The following is a 16,103-nucleotide window of genomic DNA, read 5'->3' on the forward strand; positions in this document are numbered from 1 at the left end:
CCTCCCGCCGTCGTCCGTTGCCGTCAGCTGCCTGGGCGCGCTTCCTTCAGGCCCTCGAGGTCCTCAAGCGACTTGCCTTTCGTGTCCGAGGACATCAGGGTGGCCACCGCGGACACGAGGCAGATCCCCAGCGTGGTCAGGCCGATGGTGAGCGGCACGTTGGTGGAACCGGGAGGAGCGATCGCGGTGAAGATGCTCGGGAAGAATGAAGCGATCATCAGCCCGATGTTCTGCGAGACGGCGAAGCCGGTGACCCGGATCCGCATGGGGAACTGCTCCTGGAAGAACGTGGCGAAGGTGGCGTTCCACATCTGGAAGAAGATGCCCTGCACGATCACGACGCACACGAAGACCAGTGGCAGGCTGCCCTGCTGGATCGCCCACAGGTACCCGGTGACCAGTACGCCGCCAATGACCCCGCCGGCCGCCATGAGCATCCGCCGGCCGATCCGGTCGGACAGTGCACCGAAAAACGGGATGGTGATGACGGCAGCAATGTTGGCTACCAGGGTCACCCAAAGGAACTCGCTGCTGGAGAAGCCGTTGCCGTAGCCCTTCTGGGTGGCGTAGGAGACGCCGAAGATCAGGGTGGCCATGCCGATCACGTTGGTGAACGTCATGGCGACGCAGCGGACCAGGACGCCGGGGCGGGTACGGAGGAGTTCGATGAGCGGGAAGCGCTGCTTGGCCGGGGCTGCTCCGGACTGCGCGGCGTACGCAGGGGGTTCGGTCACGCGGCGGCGGATCAGGTACCCGGCCAGGATGACGACGGCGCTGAGCAGGAACGGGATGCGCCAGCCCCAGGAGCTGAACTGGTCCGCCGGGAGGAGGGCGGCGAGCGGGAGGAGGACGGCGGTGGCCAGGATCGAGCCCACCTGGGTGCCCTGCAGGCTGAAGCTGGCGAAGAACCCGCGCTTTGCGTCAGGGGAATGCTCCACGATCATGGCGCTGGCACCGCCCAGTTCACCGGCAACGGCGAAACCCTGGATGAGCCTGAGGATCACCAGCAGAGCGGGCGCCAGGAGGCCCACCTGGCCGTACGTGGGGAGCAGGCCAACAGCGAACGTCGCGAAGCCCATGAGCAGCATCGCGAACACGAGCACTTTCTTGCGGCCGTGCCGGTCACCATAGGCGCCGAGCACCACGGCGCCGATGGGACGGGAGACGTAGCCGACGGCGTAGGTGGCCAGGGAGGCGATGATGGCGGCGGTGGGGTTCCCGGACGGGAAGAAGATGGCGGGAAAGACCAGGGTTGCCGCCAGGGAGTACAGCGCAAAGTCGTAGTACTCGAGGGCGCTTCCGATCCAGCCGCTCATCGCGGCCTTCCTGGGGTCCCGAACGCCGCCTCCAGCCCCTTGGCTGGTGAGGGGCGCGCGGGTGGGGGTGGTGCTCATGTGCTTGTCCTTCGTCTTCATTGGCAAGGAACCGGAACCGCTGGTGGGCAGGATTCAGGGTTTGGTGTGCTGCGCCGGAGCCGGATCGGGGCAGGAGCGGCAACTCTTGAATCGATTCATCCAATATAGAAGGTGACGCGGATAACGTCAACGGCAAGCGCTATCCCGACGGGCGGGGCGCCCTGGAAAGGAGCCCCTGCTACCTGCTGGCGTGATAAGCGGCGGCCATGTCCTGCTTGGCGCGGCCCTGGTCCGCCACCCGGTCCAGCCGGGCGGCAGCCGCCTCGGCTCCATCGAGTTTCAGGCCTTCGGCCGCGGCGGCATCGACAATGAGGTGGGCGTCCTTGCGGGCGGTGTCCACGGCGAAGGACGCCGGCTCCAGGCCGTCGTCAAGGATGAGTCCCATCTTGGTGCGCAGGTAGGGCAGGTCCAGCGGACCGCCGTCGAGCACGTTGAGGAACTGCCCGGGATCCACGCCCAGCGCCTGGGCAAGCGCAACCACCTCGCCCGCGGCGTTGGAGGCGGCAATGACCCAGCTGTTGACCACCAGCTTGAGCCGGGCGGCCGAACCCTTGGCGGGGTCCTCGCCGGTCCAGAGGGTGCGGGCGCCGATGGCATCGAGGACCGGCGCTACGCGGGGGCGGATGGCTTCGGGGCCGGCGGCGAGGACCAGCAGTTGGCCCGCCTCGGCGGGCGCGCGGGTGCCGGAGACAGGTGCTTCCACCAAGTCCAGTCCAAGGTCGGCGGCCAAGGCGGCGAGAGCGGGAACGTCCTGCACTCCCACGGTGGTGGACTGGATCCAGGCCGTGCCGGCGCGGATGCCGGGCGCCGCCTGCCGCATGACCTGCGCCACCGCGGCGGCGTCGTACAGCATGGTGAGGACAACGTCGGCGGCTTCCACCGCTTCGGCGGGGCTGGCCGCCCGCAGGGCACCTTCGGCGGCGAGCGGCTCAGTTTTGGCCGGATCCCGGTTCCACACCGACACCTTATGGCCGGCCCGGAGGAGGTTGCGCGCCATGGCCGCTCCCATGATTCCGGTCCCCAGCACCGCCACGCTCATCGAGTTATCCATGCGACTATTCTCCTGACCCTGCCCTGCTCTCAGGGCAGACGAACAGCAGGTACCCATGCCGGGATGAGCCCAAACGCGGGAGAACGCGCGTCACAAACGGGAGCGGCGCCGCTGGATTGGCGGCAAAGAAGCGGCTACCAGGCCTGGTGTTCCCGGGTGAGGCCGAAGGGGACCGCCTCGCTGAGGGCAACGGTGAATTTGTCCACGCCGTGCCGGGTGACGAGGATACCGTGCCGCTTGCCGGTGAGGGCGTGGGCCTTGGCGGCTGCGACGGCGGCGTCGAGTTCGCTGTCCATGCTCTGGCGGTCGGACACGGTCAGGGTCAGGGGGAAGTTCATTGAATGGCGCCTTATGTCTTTCGTGGGGTTGGGGTGGTCATTCGACGCCCTGCGCTCCCCCTGGCTGCATAGGCGGTAGGCACTCACGTGCCTCGCACCATGGTGCCTGAGCAAATAAGTGCCAGCAACTTTAGATAAAGGCCGCAGGTCAGGCGCGTGGAGTCCCTGGATTGTCCTGACAATTATTGGCGGAGATGCGCCGTGAATTAGAGTTGAAAGGGACTGGAATCCGAAATCCAAGGCCTCCAATCTCCATGAGACCCGCTTCGGGGCATGACCCGAGCCATTTTGCGCCGCCGCTGACAGTGCAACGACCTGACAAGGAATCCGCCATTTCCACCGACGCTCTCTTCGGCAACCTCACCCGGATCCGCGACGTCATCCTCCCCGCGAGGGTGCGTACGGCGTTGAACAGCGGGCGCGGGCTGCTGGGCGGCTTCATTGTGGTGCACCTGGTCTTCCTGGTGTTCGGCGCATCCTTGTCCCTGCGCGGCGAGGCCTTCAGCGACACCTTCATTTACCGCGAGTGGGCCATGGCCGGCTTCAACGACGCGAACCTCTCCGGCGGCCCCAGCCCCTGGGTCTACCCCATCCTGGCCTTGATCCCCATGGCCATAGCGGGCGTGGCGGGACCGGGTCCGTTCTTCTTCCTCTGGGTTCTCATGACCACGCTCCTCAACGGCTGGGCGCTGCTGAAACTCACGGAGCGGGGCCGCAACACCAACGCCATCCCCGCCGGCTGGTGGTGGCTGGCCTTCACGTTCCTGATGGGCTGGCTGGGATTCGCCCGCGTGGACGGACTCACCGCCCCGCTGGTCCTGGTAGCCCTGGCGTACGGGGTCCAGCGCCCGTTCGTGGCCTCGGTCCTGCTGGCCATCGGCACCTGGGTGAAGGTGTGGCCGGCAGCCATCATGCTGGCCCTCTTCGCGGTGGTAAAGAACCGCCTGCTGGTGGTGCTGGCAGGAATCGCGACGACGGCGGGCGTCGTGGCGCTGGCGGCCGCCTTGGGCAGCGTTCCCAAGCTCCTGAACTTCCTCACGCAGCAAGGCGACCGTGGCATGCAGCTTGAGGCCACCTTCACCACGCCTTGGCTCTGGCTGTCCGTCCTGAACGCGGGCGGCTCCCGGATGTACATGAACACGGACATCAACTCCATGCAGGTGGACGGCCCGGGCACCGCCACCATGTCCTTCCTGATGCAACCACTCCTGGTCCTGGCCGCCCTCCTGGTGGCAGGACTTGCGTTCTGGGCGCTGCACAACGGCAAGCAGCACAAGGTGGCCGGCGGCGTTGACCGCACCGAACTGCTTCTCGCCGGCGCCCTCGCCCTGGCCGCCGCCTTCGTGGTCTTTAACAAGGTGGGCTCCCCGCAGTTCATGGTGTGGCTGGGACCTGCCGTCGCCGTCGGCCTGGCGCACAGCTGGCGCGAATGGCGCGTCCCGGCGGCGATGCTGATCGCCATCGCCGTGGCCACGTACTTCATCTACCCGCTGTTCTACGACGCCCTCAGCCACAACAACCCGTGGATGGCCCTGGTCCTGACCATCCGCAACGTCCTGCTCGTGGTCCTGTTCCTGTGGAGCGTCCGGCGCCTGTACTCCATGGGCAGGAAGACCGCAGCACCCGCCCCCGCGCTCAAGGAGACCTGAGATTTCCACGAGGTTCTTTGACCGCCTGGTGACGGTCCGCAGCAAAGTCCTCCCGGCCACGGTGGTGGACTGGTTCGCCCGCCCGTCCAGCGTCTGGTGGGGCTTCGCCGTCGTCCACCTGTATTTCCTGGGCTGGATGGCGTCCTTCTTCCTGAACGGCAATACGTTCAGCGACACCGAGCAGTACCGGCAGTGGGCGATGGCCGGCTACAACCCGGCGGACCTGACCGGGAAGATCAGCCCCTGGGTCTACCCGGTGCTGGCGCAGATCCCCATCTTCCTTGCCAACATCGCCGGGCCCGGCCCCTACCTGCTGGTCTGGTTCCTGATCATCACGGCGCTGAACGCCGTCGGACTGCTCTACCTGACCCGCGGACCGCGGACCGTCACCGGTGTTGCCCCGGCCTGGTGGTGGCTGTTCTTCACGGTCTTCATGGGGTACCTCAGCTTTGCCCGGGTGGAAGGGATCACCGCCCCGATCGTCCTGATCGCGCTGCTCTATGTGGCGGAACGGCCCGTGGTGGCAGGCGTCCTGCTCAGCATCGCCACCTGGATCAAGGTGTGGCCCGCAGCCGTGCTGGTGCCCATCGTGATCGCCAGCCACAAGCGTGTCCAGGTGGTGCTCGCCGGCGCCGCTGTGACCGCCGTCGTCGGCCTGGGAACCTGGCTGACCGGCGGCCTGCCGCACATCATGGATTTCCTCACCAACCAGGGCGAGCGCGGCATGCAGCTCGAGGCCACGTTCTCCACCCCCTGGGTGTGGCTCAGCGTCTTCCACATTGCCGGCTCGAAAATGGCGGACAACACCGCCATCAACTCCACCGAGGTCTACGGGCCGGGGGCCGACGTGGCCGCGTTCCTGATGCAGCCGCTGCTCATCCTCGCCGCCCTTGGCGCTGCCATCCTGCTGGTGCGTGCCCTGCGGCGCGGCGCCGAGCGGGAAGAACTGTTCCTCGAAGGCGCCCTGATGATGGCCACCGCGTTCATCGTCTTCAACAAGGTGGGCTCCCCGCAGTTCATCATCTGGCTGGCACCGGTGATCATCGCCGGCCTCACCCACGACTGGGATCGTTGGAAGGTCCCGGCAGCGTTGCTGATGGGCATCGCCATGACCACCTTCGTGATCTACCCGCTGTTCTACACGCCGCTCATCCACGCCCACCCGGTCATGGCGGCCATCCTCACCACCCGCAACGTGCTCCTGGTGGTGCTGCTGTGGTGGTCGGTGAAACGCACCGCGGAGCTGGGCCGGAAAACCGCCGCGCAGGTACCGGCAGGAGCCTAGGGCGCCTCGGAGCGGTCGACGGCGGCGCGGGCTTCAGCCCGTCGCGCAGCCCGACGTTCCACCGCCCACGTCCACGCCCGCCGCGCCACATCCAGCGGCCTGCCTTCGATCAGCAGTTTCCGGGTGTGGACATCCAGGACCAGCAGGTAGAACGTGAAGGCCAGGGCGGTGAAGAATGCCAGGGACGAGGCGTCGATGGGCAGCTCCACGAAGGACCAGACCGAAAGCTGGTCCTGGGCGCCGAACACCACGAAGAACGTCACGCCCACGTACAGCGAGCGGATCTGCCAGTCGTCCCGGATGCCGGTGACGGCCAGGAACGGCAGGAACCACAGGATGTACCACGGCTGGATGATGGGGGAAAGCATCACGACGGCGGTGAACGCCAGCGCCATCCGGCGCACCGCCCGCGAGTAGTCGCCGCGGAACATCAGCAGCAGGACCAGCCCGATGGCCGCCCACTTCATGCCGGTCCGCAGCAGGGTGGCCAAGGTTCCGCCCGGCAGGCCCAAGGCGTTGGCCAGCATCTCCACCTGCTGGCCCAGGAAGCCGGAGGGCGAATAGCCCGTATAGCCGGGGGTGGGGTCCATGATGGCCCAGGTCCAGCCGATGCCCAGGTTGAACGGGATGCCGCTGAGGGCCAGGACGCCAAAACTGATGCCCGCCGTGGCCGCCCACATGAGGAACTTCCGCGGCCAGGTGGCGCCCGGGCCGGCCCACATCAGGCCGATGAACGGCAGCAGCAGCACCGTGATGGGCTTGATGCCGATGGAAGCGGTCACCAGGAGGATGCCCAGGAGGTAGCGGCGGGTGGCGGCCAGGTACACGCCGGCGACGGCGAGCCCCACCATGAGCGCGTCGTTGTGCGCGCTGGCGATGAAGCTGATGAGGAACAGCGGGTTGGCCACGGAGACCCAGAGTGCGCGCGCCCCGTTGATGCCGTGCAGCTCGGCGAGCTTGGGCACGTAGATGACGCAGAGCAGCACACCGACGCCGGCCAGCAGGCGGAACAGCAGGACGGATGCGTCCGGTTGGGCACCGGTCAGTCCCACCACCCCGCGGGCCAGCCACAGGAAGTAGGGGCCGTAGGGTGTCCGGTTTTCCGCCCAGGCGGGGTCGGCGCCAAGCGCGAACCAGTTGTTGAGGGTGGAGATGCCAACCTCGTAAGGGTTTTGGCCTTCCATCACCAGCCGGCCCTGGCCCGTGTAGGCGTAGACGTCGCGGGAGAAGACCGGGACACAGAACAGCAAGGGCAACGACCAGGCGGAGATGGCCACCACCACGGACCGCAGCGACGAATGGCCCCAGTCCCCCAGCCGCTGGCCCAGCCGGAGCCAGGAGCGCATCAGCAGCATGGCCCCGGCGGTCAACAGGACGGTGGAGACCGCCACTCCCCACCCCTCGGTGCGGAGCGCGATCACCACGGGCTGGCGGATCATGGGCGAGCCGTTGGCAATCCAACCCGTGCCGATCGAACCGACGAACATCATCAGGGCGCCGATGAAACCTTCAATGGTTGCCAGGTAGGCGCGGCCCTTGGCAGGCACGGAAGCATCGGCCGGTTCGCCCGGCCGGCTGTCCGATGTCCTGAGGTGTGACCCGCCTGCCGTCATGATGTGTGTGGTCCCCTACCTTGTTACGGCCCTGGCTCAACCAGCTTCAAGGCCGCCCTGCAACCCGGCCATTTTATCAGCCATGCTTATTGCTGCCCCGGGCCATCCTGCCGGGCACGAAGCAGCGCAAGGAATTCGTCGGCCATGCCAAGTTGTTCCTCCAGCTTGGCCCGGCGCCGGGCAGCCTCCTCGATGAATTCGTTCAGTTCGGACCTGACACTTGCGTCCTCCACGCCCGGTTCGGCCGCCTCCAGCGCGTCGATGACCCGCAAGAGGCCGGACATGGCCTCGAGCGTGAACCCCAGTGGCTTCATCCGGCGGATCAGGAGCAGGCGCGTGAAGTCACGCTCGGTGTACAGGCGGAACCCGCCTTCGGTGCGTCCCGACGGTTTGAGCAGCCCAACCTCGTCGTAGTGGCGGATGGTCCGTAACGACATTTGGGAACGGTCGGCCAGTTCCCCGATATGCATCGTGGCCACCACTTCTTCAGCGGTCATTTCGTTCACCATCACGTCACCAATCCGGCTCAACCCTCACGTTGGGGTAGTGTTGCAGATGCAGCCGAGAGTTCCCGGCGCATTCTCTCTCCATCCCCATTGTCTTCCATGACCGGGCTGGACCCGTGCGCACCGTGGCGCGCAAAACGTTGACCACCCACCCTCCCCTGAGGGCCCACGTCCCTGGAGCCGCCCCTTGTCCATCGCCGACAATCCCCGCCTTCTTCGGAAGCCGGTCACGGTCCTGACCGCGCTGCGCTCCCCGCGGCAGCTTTTCCGCGAGGTCCTTGCCGGCATGGTGACCACCCTTGCGCTGGTCCCTGAAGTCATATCGTTTTCGATCGTCGCCGGTGTCGATCCAATGGTCAGCCTGGTGGCCTCCATCGTGCTGGCCCTGACCATGTCGGTCCTCGGCGGCCGGCCGGGCGTGGTGACGGCGGCGGCGGGCTCCGTGGCATTGGTGATCGCGCCGCTGGTCCACGAGCACGGCGTCGAGTATGTCCTGCCCACGGTGCTCCTCGCCGGCGTCATCCAGATCGTCTTCGGCCTGGCCGGACTGGCCCGGCTGATGCGGTTCATCCCGCGTTCGGTGATGATCGGCTTCGTCAACGCCCTGGGCGTGCTGATCTTCATGGCACAGGTGCCGCACGTCCTCAATGTCCCCTGGCTCGCCTACGTCCTGTTCGGCCTGACGTTCGCGATCATCTTCATCCTCCCGCGCTTCACCAGGGCGGTCCCGTCGCCGCTGGTGGCGATCGTCGTCGTCACCGCCATCGCCATCATCGCCGGCCTCGCTGTTCCGAACGTCGCGGACGAGGGCCCGCTCACCGGCAAGATGCCCGGGATCACCCCGTTCCTGTTCCCGGTGAGTGCTGAGACCTTCCAGCTGATCCTGCCCACCGCGCTGAGCGTGGCGTTCGTGGGGCTCATGGAAACGCTCCTCACCGCAAAACTCGTGGACGACATCACGGACACCCCGTCGCACAAGGGCCGCGAGTCCTGGGCCCTGGGCGTCTCGAACATCTTCGCCGGCCTCTATGGCGGCATCGCCGGCTGCGCCATGATCGGCCAGACCGTCCTTAACGTAAAGACCGGGCAGGCCCGCACCCGCATTTCGACATTCGTGGCGGGGATCTTCCTTTTGGCCCTGGTGACGGGGCTCAGCTCGATCATGGGACAGATCCCCATGGTGGCGCTGGCGGCCGTGATGATGGTGGTCGCCGTGACCACTGTGGACTGGCACAGCGTCAAACCGTCCACGCTGAAGCGGATGCCGGCCCCCGAGACGCTCGTCATGGGTGTCACGGTCGCCGTCGTGGTCCTGACCGGAAATCTCGCGTACGGGGTTCTGGTGGGCGTCATCCTCGCGATGGTGCTGTTCGCACGCCGCGTGGCCCACGTCATCACCGTTGAGCGGACCTTGGCGGTCGACGGCGGGAGCGTCCGCTACGAGGTGGTGGGGCCATTGTTCTTCGGCAGCAGCAATGACCTCGTGGAGCACTTCGCCTACGCCGACGACCCCGCCTCCGTGACCATCGACCTCAGCCGGGCCCAAATCTGGGACGCTTCAACCGTTGCCGCCCTGGACTCGATCGAGACGAAGTACGCGGATCATGGCGCCGAAGTGGCAATCGAAGGCCTGGACGAGCGCAGCACCGGGTTCCACCGCCGCCTCACGGGGCATTTGGGCGCCTGATTCCGGACGGCATCCGGTCCGGCAGGCACAGGCAAAGGGGCGGAGCCGCACTCAGCACGGCCCCGCCCCTTGGGCCCGGCCTAGGAGAAGCGTCCCGGCCGGAAGGTGGCCAGCATGGGGTGCTTCCTGCCGGTCAGGATTTCCCCGGCCAGGAGCTCACCGGCAATGAGTCCCAGCGTGGCGCCGGAGTGCGTGAAGGCAACGAAGCATCCGGGCACCTGGCCCAGTTCGCCGAGGACGGGTTCGCCGTCCCCGGGAATGGGCTTGTAGCCCATCTTCCAGGAGGCGGGCTTGAGTTCCGGATTGCCGGCAACAAGCTTCGATGCCTCATCGGCCAGTTCCTGGACCACCTCATCGGGGATGCTGAAGGAGCCGTCCGCGTGCTCGGTAATGCGTTCCTCGTACCAGTCGTGGTCCAGGGCAAACGTCCCGCCCGGGTTGGGCCGCAAGGCTGCGCGCGGGGTGTTCATCACCGCGGCCACATCGTGCTGCACCTGCTTGGTCACCACCAGCATGGACACGGGAGAGCCGTTCGGGATGTGCACTCCCAGGGGTTCGACGACGGCGGGCGTCGCTGCACCGCAAGCCACCAGCACGGCGTCGGCCGGGTATGTCCCGCCCGACGCTGTCTCCACGCCGGAGGTGCGGCCGCCTTCCACCATGACGGTGGCTTTTCCGGCGTTCAGGACCAATTCGCCGCCGCGGGCGTGGAACTCCTCCATGAGGAAGTCGATCAGGTCCGGCAGGCTCACCCAGCCCTCGCCGGGATTGAAGATGGCATTCTCCGGCACGGCGTCCGCATCAATGCCGGGGGTGGTGGCTGCGATATGGCTGGGGGCGAGAAGCCGGGAGTCGTAGCCGATGGACTTTTCGTAGGCGTGCCGGCCCGCGGTGGCCTCGCCCTGCCCGGCAGCATTCCACATCAGGCCGCCGCCAAACTGCAGCCAGTCGCGGCTGGGGTCCGAGGCGAAGAGGGTACGGTAGCGGTCAACACCGGCCACCCGCAGATGGTGGTACGGGGTGGACCGTTCGCCGGCGGAGTTGAGCCACGACAGCGAACGGCCGCTGGCCTCGCTGGCGAGCCCGCGCTCGGTCAGCAGGATCACGGACGCTCCTTCGCGGAGCAGGTGCACTGCGGTGGAGACCCCGAGGATGCCGCCGCCGATGACGGCAACGCGCTTGGTGGCTGGAAGAGAGGACATGGTGTCCCTTTCTGTGGAATTCGTGGTTGCGGAAGACGCTGACGATGCGTCAGGGAAAGCAGGGGAAGTTAGGTGTGGCGTTAGGCCAGGGCGTGGATGCCCTCGATGACCTTCAACACCTCAAGCGGTTCGGCGGGATCCACCGGCAGCGACCCGTTCCCGCGCAGGGCTGTGGCCAACCGGACGTAGAACTGCGGGTAGGCGCCGCGTTCGGCGCGGACCGGCGCGGTTGCCCCGTCCACCCCCAGGAGCCCCCAACGCTCCTGGGATTCCACGCCATAGGCGGGGTCCGACGGCGGCATCCCGGCAGCGAGGGCAGGTTCCTGTCCGTCCAGGCCCCACTTGGTGTAGCCGGCGCGGGAACCGAGGACGTGGAACCGCGGCCCGGCCTGGGCGGCCATGCCGTTCATCCAGAGCCGCGTGCGGACGCCGGAGGCGTGCAGCAACGACACGAAGGCTTCGGTATCCGCCGCGTCCGGATGCGGACCGCGATTCGCAGTTTCGCCGTAGCTCCGTTCCACCGGGCCGAAAAGGTGGATGGCCTGGTCGATCAGGTGCGCGCCGAGGTCGTGCAGGATGCCGCCGCCCTCGGAAAGGGACACCGTGTCACGCCAGTTGCCGAAGCCTTCGGGCCGCCACCATTCGAACCGCGATTCGAAGCTGGTGATCCTGCCAAGGCCTCCGGACGCCAACACTTTCTGGAGGGTGAGGAAGTCTGCATCCCACCGGCGGTTCTGGAACACCGTCAGCTGCACCCCGCCGTCGGCCGCCCTGCTGATCAGCTCCGCGCCCAAGGCGGAGGTGGGGACGAAAGGCTTGTCCACCACCACGTGCAGGCCGTGGGCGATGGCTGTCGCGGCCAGGCCGTAGTGCGTGTGTGGCGGGGTTCCCAGGATGACGAGGTCCAGGTCCGCTGCCAGGGCGAACAGCTCCTCCGGGGTGCCGGCAATCCGTGCCTGCGGATAGAGGCGTGCCGCCTCCGCCGCACGGTCCGGCTGGGCCGTGACGATGACGTCCAGCGAGAAGTCCGGGTTGGCCGCGACCAGGGGCGCGTGGAAGACCTTGCCGGAGATTCCAAAGCCGACGACGGCGGTCCGGATGGGTGCCGCTGCAACCGCACCCATCAGAGCACCTCGGAGAGGAAGCGCTGGAGGCGTTCGCTGCGGGGGTTGTCGAAGAGTTGGGCGGGTGTCCCGGCCTCCACCACTTCGCCTTCATCCATGAAGACCACCTGGTCTGCCACTTTCCGGGCGAAGCCCATTTCGTGGGTGACGACGAGCATGGTCATGCCGCGGCGGCCCAGGCCGGCCATGAGGTTCAGGACGCCTTTGACCAGTTCGGGGTCCAGGGCGCTGGTGGCCTCGTCGAAGAGCATCACTTCGGGTTCCATGGCCAGGGCGCGGGCGATGGCGACTCGTTGTTGCTGGCCGCCGGAGAGGTCACGGGGGCGGTGGTCGGCACGTTCGGCGAGGCCAACCTCGGCGAGCCGTTGGCGGGCGCGTTCCATGGCCTGGGCCTTGGGCATGCCTTTGACACTCCAGAGGGCGAGTGCCACGTTTTCCTCGGCAGTGTGGTCCGGGAAGAGGTTGAAGTGCTGGAACACCATGCCGATGCGGGTACGGAGGGTGTCCGGGTTGACGGTCAGGGTGCTGTCGCCCGCGAGCAGGACGTTTCCGCTTTTAGGTTCGTGCAGCCGGTTGACGCCGCGCAGCAAGGTGGATTTGCCGGATCCCGAGGGGCCGATGATGCAGGTGGTTGTGCCCGGCGCCACGGTGAGGCTGACGTTGCGCAGTACCTCGATGTCGCCGTACGCCATGGTGAGGTTGCGCAGTTCCAGGCTTGAGCCGCGGAACGACTGCCCCTCAGGGGTGGCGGTATTCATGGTGGTGGGGGTGGGGGTGTTCATGTGTTGCTCCCGGCTGTGAGCGGCGAGGCCGCGTCGAGTTCCTTGACTTCCTTCAGTCCGCTGGTGGGTGGTGCGGCGCGGCGGCGGCCGGTGCGGAACTTGTTGTCGAAGTGGTTCACCAGGTGCGTCAGCGGGACGGTGATCACCAGGTAGAGGAGGCCGGCGGCCACCAGGGGTGAAAGGTTCCCGGACAGCACGGCGGCGTCCTGGCCCACCCGGAAGAGTTCGCGTTCGGTGACCAGCAGGCCCAGGAAGTACACCAGGGAGGAGTCCTTGACGATGGCGATGAACTGGTTCACCAGCGCCGGGAGGACCCGGCGGACACCTTGGGGCACCACCACCAGGGCCATGGACTTGGCGTAGCTCATGCCCAGGGCACGGCAGGCCTCGCCTTGGCCCTTGTCCACGCTGAGGATCCCGGCGCGGAAGATCTCCCCAATGTAGGCGCTGGCGATGAGGCTCAGCGCGATGATTCCCAGCGGGTAGGGGGACGGGCCGAAGATCGACTGGCTCAGGCGGGCAAAGCCCTGGCCAATCAGCAGGATGGTGAGGATGGCGGGCAGGCCGCGGAAAAGGTCCGTGTAGATCCTGGCCGGGACGCGCAGCCACTTGGACGGTGAAATGCCCATGACGGCCACCACCATTCCCAGCACCGTGCCAAGGACGGTGGCGGCAATGGAGATGATCAGCGTGTTCAGCAGGCCGACCGCCAGGAGTTGGGGCAGGACCTCGGCCATAGCGCCGAAGTCAAAGAAGGTACGGATGATGGTGTTGAGCCAGTCCATGGTTGCTCTCAGACGTAGATGAAGGGGAGGTGCCGGGCAGGCCGCGTAAGGCGGCCCGCCCGGCCAGGTGGCCCGAAGGCCTGCCAGCCCGGCAAATGATGCTTGGGGCTTACTTGCTTGGCGAGGGTGATGCGGCCTGCTCAGCCTTGGGCAGGTACTGCTCGGGCATCGGTGAGCCCGGGAACCACTTCTGGTAGAGCTTCTTCCAGGTGCCGTCTTCCATGGCTGCGGCCAGGCCCTTGTTCAGGGCTTCCTTGAAGGCCGTCTTGCCCTTGGCCACTGCGAACCCGGCCGGGGCGTCGAAGGACGGTATGTCCGCGGCGCTGACCAGGCCGTGCTGCTCCTCATAGGCCTTGGCGGCCTCATAGTCCAGGAAGTGCGCGTCCACGGTTCCGCTGTTCACGGCGGCGATGGCGGTGTTGTTGTCAGGGAAGCGGACCAGGCTGGCCGAGGTGAAGTTCTTTACCGCATAGGCTTCCTGCAGGGTTCCCTGGACCACGCCCAGGCGTTTGCCGGCCAGCCCGTCGGCGCTGGTGATGCCGGAGGTCTTGGTGGTGATGACCGTGAGGTAGCCGGCCAGGTAACCGTCCGAGAAGTCCACGGTTTCTTTCCGCTTGTCGGTGATGCCGATGGCGGCGACACCGGCGTCAAACTGTCCGTTGGCCACAGCGGCGAGGAGGCCCGAGAAGTCCTGCCCGGTGAAGACTACGTTGTCCACACCGGCCCGGTGGGCCACGTCCTTGAAGAGTTCGACGTCGAAGCCGGTGAAGTTTCCGGAGGCATCGGCGAACGTGTACGGCTTTGAGTCACCGAGGCTTGCCACCCGGATGGTGCCGGGCTGGATCAGTCCGTAGGGGTTGTTTTCGGTGGTGGAGGCGGCCGAGGTGGAGCCGCAGCCGGAAAGTGCCAGGACCGCGGCCAGGGCTGCTGCGGCAAATCCGGCAGGTCGGAGGTTCTTTTTCTTCACAGCGTTGTCCAATCGTTGGTGGGAAGGCGGTGCTGTCAGGGCCGCCGAAGAAAGTCGCCGATGGTCTTGTTGAGTCCGGTCTCACACCATAAGATTGAGACCGGACTCACATCGATGGATAGAAATGTAGCTGAAGTCACAGGGGGCGTCAACACCCCCTCGAAAGGTGAAGATGAACGGTGATGGAGCACGACGGCGGGACGTAACCGTTGCCGACGTCGCAAAAGCTGCGCAGGTCTCCAAGGCGCAGGCCGCGCGGGCACTGGGCAATTACGGCGCTGTCAGCGACGACGTCCGCGAGCGCGTCCTCGCGGCCGCCGAAGCGCTTTCCTACCGGCCCAACGAGCTGGCCCGCAGCATGAACACCGGCAAATCGCACACCATCGGCGTGGTGGTGGGTGACATCGAAAACCCGCATTTTGGGCTTGCCACGCGGGGCATTACGGACACGGCCAAAAAAGCCGGCTACAACGTCATCCTGGTCAACACTGATGAGGACCGGGCCGCAGAAGTCGACGCGGTGCGGGTTTTGCTGGACAAGCGGGTGGACGGCCTTATCGTCGCCCCGGCGTCATCCGTGGACACCGAACACCTACAGGATGTCCACCGGTCCGGACGCCCCCTGGTGTTCATCGACCGCACCGCCGGTGACCTTGAGGTGGAGACCATGGCCGTGGACATGGTGAGGATTTCCCTGGAGGCCACACAATATCTTCTCGAGGCAGGGCACCGGCGCATCGCCTTTATTTCCACGCTGCGGACCGACTCGCCCTATACGCCGGGCATGACCTTGGAGTCCTCCCAGATTGCGGACCGCATTGAGGGGATGCGGCAGGCTTTCCTTGCTGCGGGACTGCCCTTCCCGGAAGACCTTGTCAGGTTGAATGCGGGCGACGAAGACTCCATCCGCAGCATCACCCGCGAAGTACTGCGGGACCCCAACCGCGCCACAGCCGTGGTGGCATCGGATGGCCTGATCGCCCTCAGTGTGGTCGAGGCCATCCAGGAACTGGGCCTGTCCATTCCGGCCGATGTTTCGTTCCTCATGTATGACGACTTCGCCTGGACCAGGCTCGTGAGCCCACCCCTTACCGTTATTGCCCAGCCCGTCTACAACATGGGCGTTGCAGCGGCCAAGGCGCTCATCCGCCAGATAGAGGGCCTACCCTCCGCCGCTCCGGCACAGTTTACTGCCACCTTGGTGCGGCGCGGATCGGTGGGACCGCTCCAGACGGGAGGGGACCGGGCCGACCTGCAACCGTCCGGACTGGGTCTACCCTGAGCCATGAGCCTCCAACAGAAGACCTGGCACGAGAAACACAAAGCTTCCCTGAGCAAGGGCCAGCGTGCCGCTGACATCATGCGCAACGGGATGGGAAGCTGGCCCTTCGTTGGCAGCTTCACCGGCTTCATGCTCATCTGGGCCGCCATCAATACCGTGGCACTTGCCGCCAACGCCTGGGACCCGTACCCCTACATCCTGCTGAACCTCCTGCTTTCCATGCTCGCCGGACTGCAGGGCGCCATTTTGCTCATCGCCGCCAAGCGGCAGGACGCCATTGCCGCAGCCATGGCCCAACACGACTACGACACCAATGTCGAGGCAAAAAAGGAGATCGAGCTGCTGATCTCCATGAACCGGGTCCAGCTGGAAATCCTGCAGGAATTGAAGAAGGCGGCTGCCAGATAGGGCGGCGCC

15 protein-coding genes are annotated in these 16,103 nt (G+C 66.4%); 5 read left to right on the forward strand and 10 right to left on the reverse strand.

Features of this window, described 5'->3' with window-relative positions:
- Positions 1-23: 23 nt before the first annotated feature.
- From DC347_RS01435 to DC347_RS01445, 3 genes are all read right to left on the reverse strand, one after another.
- Positions 24-1,394, reverse strand: a complete 1,371-nt coding sequence (locus DC347_RS01435; RefSeq protein WP_109044244.1) for an MFS transporter — start codon at positions 1,392-1,394, stop codon at positions 24-26.
- Between the two features lie 199 nt (positions 1,395-1,593).
- Complete coding sequence (locus tag DC347_RS01440) at positions 1,594-2,466, reverse strand: NAD(P)-dependent oxidoreductase (RefSeq protein WP_109044191.1); 873 nt, start codon at positions 2,464-2,466, stop codon at positions 1,594-1,596.
- A gap of 134 nt (positions 2,467-2,600) precedes the next feature.
- Entirely contained in the window at positions 2,601-2,804 is a 204-nt protein-coding gene (locus DC347_RS01445; protein WP_018763349.1) for a hypothetical protein, read from the reverse strand.
- A 254-nt stretch (positions 2,805-3,058) separates the two neighbouring features.
- On the opposite strand from DC347_RS01445, the gene DC347_RS01450 reads away from it, so the two are divergent.
- Both DC347_RS01450 and DC347_RS01455 read left to right on the forward strand, forming a co-directional pair.
- Complete coding sequence (locus DC347_RS01450; protein WP_240617663.1) at positions 3,059-4,453, forward strand: glycosyltransferase family 87 protein; 1,395 nt, start codon at positions 3,059-3,061, stop codon at positions 4,451-4,453.
- Positions 4,454-4,481: 28 nt separating this feature from the next.
- A complete protein-coding gene (locus DC347_RS01455; protein ID WP_109044192.1) occupies positions 4,482-5,738 on the forward strand; it encodes a glycosyltransferase 87 family protein in 1,257 nt (418 codons plus the stop codon).
- Here the strand turns inward: DC347_RS01455 and mptB are convergent.
- Both mptB and DC347_RS01465 read right to left on the reverse strand, forming a co-directional pair.
- Positions 5,735-7,351: a polyprenol phosphomannose-dependent alpha 1,6 mannosyltransferase MptB gene (gene mptB, locus DC347_RS01460; RefSeq protein WP_018763352.1), complete on the reverse strand. Its 1,617-nt coding sequence runs from the start codon at positions 7,349-7,351 to the stop codon at positions 5,735-5,737. The genes DC347_RS01455 and mptB overlap by 4 nt on opposite strands.
- 86 nt (positions 7,352-7,437) lie before the next feature.
- Positions 7,438-7,848, reverse strand: a complete 411-nt coding sequence (locus DC347_RS01465) for a MerR family transcriptional regulator (protein WP_026265034.1) — start codon at positions 7,846-7,848, stop codon at positions 7,438-7,440.
- 196 nt (positions 7,849-8,044) lie between these two features.
- On the opposite strand from DC347_RS01465, the gene DC347_RS01470 reads away from it, so the two are divergent.
- Complete coding sequence (locus DC347_RS01470) at positions 8,045-9,544, forward strand: SulP family inorganic anion transporter (RefSeq protein ID WP_109044193.1); 1,500 nt, start codon at positions 8,045-8,047, stop codon at positions 9,542-9,544.
- A gap of 80 nt (positions 9,545-9,624) precedes the next feature.
- Here DC347_RS01470 and DC347_RS01475 read toward each other — a convergent pair whose 3' ends face one another.
- From DC347_RS01475 to DC347_RS01495, 5 genes are all read right to left on the reverse strand, one after another.
- The gene (locus DC347_RS01475; protein ID WP_109044194.1) at positions 9,625-10,746 is read right to left on the reverse strand and encodes an FAD-binding oxidoreductase; all 1,122 of its coding nucleotides are present in this window, start codon (positions 10,744-10,746) and stop codon (positions 9,625-9,627) included.
- An 80-nt stretch (positions 10,747-10,826) separates the two neighbouring features.
- Positions 10,827-11,870, reverse strand: a complete 1,044-nt coding sequence (locus tag DC347_RS01480; RefSeq protein ID WP_109044195.1) for a Gfo/Idh/MocA family oxidoreductase — start codon at positions 11,868-11,870, stop codon at positions 10,827-10,829.
- Positions 11,870-12,652, reverse strand: coding sequence for an amino acid ABC transporter ATP-binding protein (locus DC347_RS01485; protein WP_109044196.1), 783 nt, complete (start codon positions 12,650-12,652; stop codon positions 11,870-11,872). Before DC347_RS01485 ends, DC347_RS01480 begins: the two co-directional genes overlap by 1 nt.
- Positions 12,649-13,437 carry an amino acid ABC transporter permease gene (locus tag DC347_RS01490; protein ID WP_018770382.1) on the reverse strand — a complete coding sequence of 263 codons (789 nt, stop codon included), beginning with the start codon at positions 13,435-13,437 and terminating at the stop codon, positions 12,649-12,651. Before DC347_RS01490 ends, DC347_RS01485 begins: the two co-directional genes overlap by 4 nt.
- A 109-nt stretch (positions 13,438-13,546) precedes the next feature.
- Positions 13,547-14,404, reverse strand: coding sequence for an ABC transporter substrate-binding protein (locus DC347_RS01495; RefSeq protein WP_109044197.1), 858 nt, complete (start codon positions 14,402-14,404; stop codon positions 13,547-13,549).
- A 172-nt stretch (positions 14,405-14,576) separates the two neighbouring features.
- Here DC347_RS01495 and DC347_RS01500 point away from each other — a divergent pair, with 172 nt between their 5' ends.
- Together DC347_RS01500 and DC347_RS01505 are read left to right on the forward strand one after the other, a co-directional pair.
- Positions 14,577-15,686 (forward strand): LacI family DNA-binding transcriptional regulator, encoded by a 1,110-nt coding sequence (locus tag DC347_RS01500; RefSeq protein WP_018763360.1) that lies wholly within the window; start codon positions 14,577-14,579, stop codon positions 15,684-15,686.
- A 3-nt stretch (positions 15,687-15,689) separates the two neighbouring features.
- Positions 15,690-16,094 (forward strand): DUF1003 domain-containing protein, encoded by a 405-nt coding sequence (locus DC347_RS01505; RefSeq protein ID WP_109044198.1) that lies wholly within the window; start codon positions 15,690-15,692, stop codon positions 16,092-16,094.
- Positions 16,095-16,103 lie beyond the last annotated feature (9 nt).

Origin of the sequence: Pseudarthrobacter sp. AG30, from assembly GCF_003116525.1 — a bacterium.
Lineage (GTDB): Bacteria > Actinomycetota > Actinomycetes > Actinomycetales > Micrococcaceae > Arthrobacter.